The organism is Mesorhizobium sp. WSM4310 (assembly GCF_007003935.1).
Lineage (GTDB): Bacteria > Pseudomonadota > Alphaproteobacteria > Rhizobiales > Rhizobiaceae > Mesorhizobium.
Genome location: NZ_VFTA01000057.1, coordinates 22,491 through 28,774, shown reverse-complemented (window position 1 = coordinate 28,774; position 6,284 = coordinate 22,491). Strand labels below are relative to the sequence as shown.

General features: G+C 65.1%; 6 protein-coding genes. 3 read left to right on the top strand and 3 right to left on the bottom strand.

What is annotated here, in order from left to right; genetic code table 11:
• Window positions 1-125: 125 nt before the first annotated feature.
• Genes FJV80_RS32620 through FJV80_RS32610 form a run of 3 tightly spaced genes read left to right on the top strand, consistent with a single transcriptional unit; the run spans window position 126 to window position 3,922 of the window.
• Window positions 126-1,055, top strand: a complete 930-nt coding sequence (locus tag FJV80_RS32620) for a sugar ABC transporter permease (RefSeq protein WP_140889727.1) — start codon at window positions 126-128, stop codon at window positions 1,053-1,055.
• Window positions 1,055-1,912, top strand: a complete 858-nt coding sequence (locus FJV80_RS32615; RefSeq protein WP_142878363.1) for a carbohydrate ABC transporter permease — start codon at window positions 1,055-1,057, stop codon at window positions 1,910-1,912. Before FJV80_RS32620 ends, FJV80_RS32615 begins: the two co-directional genes overlap by 1 nt.
• A 21-nt stretch (window positions 1,913-1,933) precedes the next feature.
• Window positions 1,934-3,922 carry a glycoside hydrolase family 127 protein gene (locus FJV80_RS32610; RefSeq protein ID WP_142878362.1) on the top strand — a complete coding sequence of 663 codons (1,989 nt, stop codon included), beginning with the start codon at window positions 1,934-1,936 and terminating at the stop codon, window positions 3,920-3,922.
• A gap of 16 nt (window positions 3,923-3,938) precedes the next feature.
• On the opposite strand, the gene FJV80_RS32605 is transcribed toward FJV80_RS32610, so the two are convergent.
• The 3 genes from FJV80_RS32605 to FJV80_RS32595 all read right to left on the bottom strand — a co-directional run bounded on the left by FJV80_RS32605 (window position 3,939) and on the right by FJV80_RS32595 (window position 6,275).
• A complete protein-coding gene (locus FJV80_RS32605) occupies window positions 3,939-5,033 on the bottom strand; it encodes an acyltransferase family protein (RefSeq protein WP_095774924.1) in 1,095 nt (364 codons plus the stop codon).
• A 387-nt stretch (window positions 5,034-5,420) separates the two neighbouring features.
• A complete protein-coding gene (locus FJV80_RS32600; RefSeq protein WP_095774925.1) occupies window positions 5,421-5,813 on the bottom strand; it encodes a DUF1801 domain-containing protein in 393 nt (130 codons plus the stop codon).
• Between the two features lie 33 nt (window positions 5,814-5,846).
• Window positions 5,847-6,275 carry a DUF1801 domain-containing protein gene (locus tag FJV80_RS32595; RefSeq protein ID WP_095774926.1) on the bottom strand — a complete coding sequence of 143 codons (429 nt, stop codon included), beginning with the start codon at window positions 6,273-6,275 and terminating at the stop codon, window positions 5,847-5,849.
• Window positions 6,276-6,284: the final 9 nt, after the last annotated feature.

The window sequence follows — 6,284 nt, the reverse complement described above, 5'->3', positions numbered from 1 at the left end:
AGCTTGGGGGGCCGCGGGCCGGCCGCCCGCCTGTCTCCCTGGGCGGGCGGTCGGCGTGCTCCTTACCCTCCCTCTTGTGGAGAGGTAGGGCGGCCAACTGGATGCGACGCAAGAACAGGCAAAGCATGACCACCATCACCGCAAGCACCACCGCCCCGCCCCGCGCCCGAAAACTCGTCGGCGCCGGGCGCCGGCAATGGATCGGCCTCATCTATGTCGCGCCGGCGGTCGCGCTGGTCATGGTGTTCTTCGTCATCCCGCTCGGCATGACGGCGTGGATGTCGCTGCACAACTGGCCGCTGATGGGCGAGCACGCCTTCGTCGGCCTCGACAATTACTGGGCGATCCTGCGCGACACCAGGTTCTGGAACGCGCTCAAATTCACCGGCTACTACACGGTGGTCGTCACCATCGCGATCTTCGCCGTCGCCTTTCCCTTGGCGATCTTCATCGAGAAACCGCGGCCGCTGACCAACCTCTACCGCACTTTCTTCTTCATGCCGGCGGTGGTTGGTTTCGCCTCGGCGAGCCTGCTCTGGTCATGGCTGCTCAACGTCGATTCCGGCCTGTTCAGCCCGGCCGCCTACGACCTCGGCCTGATCGACAGGAAGTTCAACCTGCTCGCCACCTTCCAGCCGGCCTTCTGGTCGATCATCGCCATGGTGGTGTGGAAGGTCGCCGGCTTCACCATGATCATCCTGATGACCGGCCTGCAATCGATCCCGCAGGATCTGCAGGAGGCCGCCGTCATCGACGGCGCCGGACCGTTCGCGCGGTTCCGGGCGATCACGCTCCCGCTGATGCGCCGCACGCTGGCGCTGGCGCTGATCCTGTCGGTCGCGGGCTCGATCCTTGCCTTCGACCAGTTCTACATCATTCTGCGCGGCGGGCCGCGCAACCAGACGCTGACGGCGGTCTACTGGATCTTCAACCAGTCCTTCGTGTCGTTCAAGCTCGGCTATGGCGCGGCACTCTCCATGGTGCTGCTGGTCATCCTGGTGGCGCTCAGCCTCATCCAGCTGTGGCTGTTGCGCAAGCCCGAGGGGCTCGACTGATGGCGCAGGCGATATCAGCCAGAGGCAAGTTTGCCGCCCGCCTCGCCAGGCACTCCACCGGCATCATCGCCTCGGTGCTGTTCGTGGCACCCATCGTGTGGACGGCGCTGTCGGCCTTCAAGCCGGCGGCCGAAGCACGCCTGCCGCCGCTGCCGCCCTGGCCGACCACGGGCTTTTCGCTGGAAAACTATGCCACGCTGAACTCCTTCGGCGACGGGCTCTGGGTCTCGGCGCAGAACAGCATCTATGTCTCGGTGATGACCGTCTTGCTGTCGCTCATCGTCAGCGTGCTGGCCGGCTACGGCTTTTCGCGCTTCCGCTTTCCGTTCAAGGACCTGTTCTTCGTCCTCATCCTGTCGACGATCATGATCCCGTTCCAGTCGATCCTGACGCCGATCTTCCTGGTGCTGACCAAGCTTGGCCTGCACAACACGCTGACCGGCCTGGTCGGCGTCTATGTGACGCTGCAATTGCCGTTCTCGATCTTCATGATGCGCAACGCCTTCGACGCGGTGCCGCGCGAGATCGAGGAGGCGGCGCGCATGGACGGCGCCGGCAACGCCACCATGCTTTTGAAGGTGATGCTGCCGCTGGTCTGGCCGGGCGTCGTCACCATCGCGCTGTTCGCCTTCCTCGGCGCCTGGAACGAATTCCTCGCCGCCCTGGTGCTGATGACCGACCAGTCCAAATTCACGCTGCCGGTGATGATGACGGCACTGCAGTCGGGCCGCTTCGGCGCCATCGACTGGGGCGCCGTGCAGGCGGGCGTCACCGTCATGATGGTGCCGTGTCTCATCCTGTTCCTCGCTTTGCAGCGCTTCTACATCCGCGGCCTGATGGCCGGGGCCGTCAAATAACAGACTGAATGGAGTGAGTTCATGACCGAATCGCCATCCCCCCGCCCCGCCCCGAAGCGAAAGCCGAAACTCGCCTTCCGGCCGCTGCCGGTGCCGCAGGTCGATGTGCAAGGCTTCTGGGGCGACCGGGCCGATGCGGTGGCGACCCGCACCGCCGACATCCTCTACGAGCGCTGCGTCGAGGCGCGCATGCTGGAGCAGATCGATCCGGACCGCCCCTCGCCCGGCATCGTCATTCCCTTCCACTCGCCCTCGCCCGATGAAGCGGACCGCCAGGGCGCCGAATTCACCGGCTCGACGGTGACGACGCAGATGTTCTGGGATTCCGATCTCGGCAAGACGATCGAGACCGCGGCCTATTCGCTCTACCGGCGCAAGAACCCCGGGCTGGAGAAGAAGATCGACGCCGTCATCGACATGTACGGCAAATTGCAGCAGGAGGACGGCTATCTCTCCAGCTGGTACCAGCGCATCCAGCCCGGCAAGCGCTGGACCAACCTGCGCGACTGCCACGAACTCTATTGCGCCGGCCACCTGATCGAGGGCGCGGTCGCCTACTACCAGGCGACGGGCAAGCGCAAGCTGCTCGATATTATGTGCCGCTACGCCGACCACATCGCCTCGGTGCTGGGACCAGAGCCCGGCAAGAAGAAGGGCTATTGCGGCCATGAGGAGATCGAGCTGGCGCTGGTCAAGCTGGCGCGGGTGACGTGCGAACAGAAATACATGGATCTGGCGAAGTACTTCATCGACCAGCGCGGCCAGCAGCCGCATTATTTCGACGAGGAGGCGCGCGCCCGCGGCGCCGACCCCAGGGCCTATCATTTCAAGACCTACGAATACAGCCAGTCGCACAGGCCGGTACGCGAGCAGGACAAGGTCGTCGGCCACGCGGTGCGGGCCATGTACCTCTATTCGGGCATGGCCGACATCGCCACCGAATATGGCGACGATAGCCTGCGCGTGGCCCTTGACCGGCTGTGGGACGACCTCACCACGAAGAACCTCTACATCACCGGCGGGCTCGGCCCGTCGGCGCACAATGAGGGCTTCACCAGCGATTACGACCTGCCCAATGAGAGCGCCTATGCCGAGACCTGCGCCGCCGTCGGCCTGGTGTTCTGGGCAAGCCGCATGCTCGGCATGGGGCCGAACGCCCGCTACGCCGACATGATGGAGCGCGCGCTCTACAATGGCTCGATCTCCGGCCTGTCGCTCGACGGCTCGCTGTTCTTCTACGAGAACCCGCTGGAGAGCCGGGGCCGGCACAACAGATGGAAATGGCACCGCTGCCCCTGCTGCCCGCCCAATGTCGGGCGCATGGTCGCCTCGATCGGCAGCTATTTCTACAGCCTGGCGGACGATGCGCTTGCCGTGCACCTCTATGGCGATTCCACCGCCCGCTTCGACATTGCGGGCACGCCGGTGCAGCTCACGCAGGCAAGCCGCTATCCCTGGGAGGGCGCCGTGGAGATCGCGGTCGAACCGCAAGCGCCGGTGGAGTTCACGCTGCATCTGCGCGTGCCGGCATGGAGCAGCAGCGCCACGCTTCAGATCAATGGCGAGGCGGTCGACCTCGAAGACATGACCAGCGACGGCTATGCCGCGATCCGGCGCCGTTGGCAGAAGGGCGACCGCGTCCGTCTCGATCTCGAAATGCCGATCGAGCGGCTCTACGCCAATCCCGAGGTCAGGCAGGATGCCGGCCGCGTCGCGCTGTCGCGCGGGCCGCTGATCTACTGCGTCGAGGCATCGGACAATGACAGCCGGCTGCATCGCCTGACCCTGCCGCGTACCGCAGGCATCGAGGCGCATGAAGCGCCCGAACTGCTGGGCGGCGTGGTGACGCTTTCAGCCACAGCGCGGGCCGATGCCGGCGACGGCTGGCAGGACGGACTCTACCGGCGTGAGCCGCCGGCCAGCGTCGAGACGCGCCTGACCGCCATACCCTATTACGCCTGGGACAATCGCGAGCCCGGCGAGATGCTGGTGTGGCTCCGCGACGGCTGAGCCCCCCGCTGCTCGACTATGTCCGGCTTGATTGGGCGGCGGCGGCAGGCAGCGCCGCGTTCGGCGCCGCTCGCGGCACGCTGTTGTCGATATGCGCCCAGGCCGGCCGCTCGAACAGGAACATGCCGAAGCCCACGCGCTGGATGATGAGGTAGAGCACGACGGGGCTGATGATCGAGACCAGCAGCACCGCCAGGCTGAGCACGCCGGTATCGGTCAGCAGGCCGCTTGCCAGTGCGGCGCCGCGGAAGAGCGACATCGGGATGGTGAAGGCGACATAGACGACCAGCGAATGTTCGCCGAGCCAGCGCAGCCATTCCATCGAGGCGAATGTCGACAGCAAGCCGCCAAGCACGCAGAGCGCCACCGCGCCAGCGACGGCCAGGGTGAGATGCAGCGGCGGCCATGCCGCCAGCCCCATCTGCATACCGACGGGATGCATGGCATATCCAGGCGAATAGACGAGCAATCCATTCACGATCGCCCACACGAGCAGGCCGGCGGCGGCCAGCATCGGGCGGGGCTGCGTCCATTCGACGAGGCGGAACACCAGCGGCGCCATGACGAAGCCGACATAGAAGAACACGAAATAGGCCGCGAACTGTTCGACCGCGTAGCTGTCGGGACGCGGCGCCCACATCTGCAGCCCGGCAGCGATGAGGATGACGACCCAGGCGGGCACGCGGAACTGCCGAAGGAGCTTGGCGGCAAGGCCGAACACCGCCAGCATGTAGATGAACCACAGCACGCCGTATGGCTGGACGACGGCCATTGCCAGATCGTGCAGCATGCCGCCGGGATCGCGGCTGAAGATGCCGATCTTCAGCCCGATCGAGATGATCGCCCACAGCACGTAGAAATAGAGATAGTGGACGACGCGCCGGTCGATGTAGCGCCGCCACGGCCGGTCGATCACCTGCGACAGGAACAGGCCGGAGATCAGGAAGAATTCCGGCATGCGGAACGGCGTCGCGAAGCCGATGACATAGTGCAGGAAGCCGACGCCGCCCGTGTACTCGCCCGTATTGTAGGCCGCGTACATCATGACCACGAGGATGATCGAGAGGCCTTTGGCCGTGTCCACCCACGGCATGCGCATCGGGCTGTTCATGGCAAATCCATCCGGGGCCGGCCGAGACGGCCAGCCATCATCCGGCGACATCTAGCACCATCAGGCTTCCCAGATCGTAAACATGGCTGGTTTTGGGGGTGCGAGGCGATATCAGCAGCTGCCTTCCGGCAGATCCCATGGTCGCGTGGGCGTCGAAATCGCCACAACTTCCACCGTCGGCGCTGCCCCTCACCTGCCTGCCGGCATCCTCTCCCCGTAAACGGGGCGAGGGACGCTGTTGTCGGCTATTTCGCCAATCGCCAGCGTTGCAGAAAATGCGCCGGCGTTGCGGCCAGGCCCTCTCGCCCCGTTTACGGGGAGAGATGTCCGGCAGGACAGTGAGGGGCAGCGCTGACGTCGGCCGTTGGATAACAGCCCATGACGCAGTTACTTTCGAGCCTTGGAAGTATTCAGCGCCACGGCGGCCCGCACCAGCGCCTTCAGCGCCTCTTCGTCGACTTCCTCACCCTTCTGAAAATCGATCGCCCGCCGCGTGTTTCCTTCGAGGCTGGAGTTGAACAGCCGCGTGGGGTCGGGCAGCGCCGCGCCCTTGGCGAAGGTCAGCTTGACGATGCTCTTGTAGGTCTCGCCGGTGCAGATCATGCCGTCATGCTCCCACACCGGAACCCCGCGCCACTTCCAGGTCTCGACGACATCGGGATCGGCTTGATGGATAAGCGCGCGCAGCCGGCCAAGCATGTCGCCGCGCCAATCGCCGAGTTCCGTGATCCTGCCGTCGATCAGTTCGGAGGCGGATTTGCGCTCCTGCGATCCGGTCATGCTGTTCTCCTCGAGACTTGGACAATAATGCGCTCACATGCGCTCGCCAGGCAATTGGCTGGCCTGCTTCACCCAGGCGCTGAATTGCGCCTCGTCAAACGCGTCGTCCTCATGGATGTCGAGGTAGCGCGTGTCCCGACTTTTGGATTCGCCCGGCGGCACCGGATCCAGCGACATGCCGCGAAAGAAGGTCACCTTGATGTATCTGGTGAAGCAATGGAAGCTGAGGAACCAGCCTTCGCCCTCGATGCCGTAGAACGGCGAGTTCCATTTCACCGCCTTGTGCACGCCGGGCACGGTGCGCCCGATGAGCGCGTCGAGCCGCCTGCCCATCTCGCGCTTCCAGCCCGGCATCGCCGCGATATAGGCCTGCACCGGAGCGTCGCCATAACCCTTGGCGATCTGCGGATTGCCGCCGGAAAGCAGCTTCGGCTCAGCCTTGGCCGGGGTCGACTTGACCATGCGCCTTCC

Bases quoted from the DNA above. Each gene is read 5' to 3' on its own strand.
- FJV80_RS32620 (WP_140889727.1), top strand. From the start codon at position 126: ATGACCACCATCACCGCAAGCACCACCGCCCCGCCCCGCGCCCGAAAA.
- FJV80_RS32615 (WP_142878363.1), top strand. From the start codon at position 1,055: ATGGCGCAGGCGATATCAGCCAGAGGCAAGTTTGCCGCCCGCCTCGCC.
- FJV80_RS32610 (WP_142878362.1), top strand. From the start codon at position 1,934: ATGACCGAATCGCCATCCCCCCGCCCCGCCCCGAAGCGAAAGCCGAAA.
- FJV80_RS32605 (WP_095774924.1), bottom strand. From the start codon at position 5,033: ATGAACAGCCCGATGCGCATGCCGTGGGTGGACACGGCCAAAGGCCTC.
- FJV80_RS32600 (WP_095774925.1), bottom strand. From the start codon at position 5,813: ATGACCGGATCGCAGGAGCGCAAATCCGCCTCCGAACTGATCGACGGC.
- FJV80_RS32595 (WP_095774926.1), bottom strand. From the start codon at position 6,275: ATGGTCAAGTCGACCCCGGCCAAGGCTGAGCCGAAGCTGCTTTCCGGC.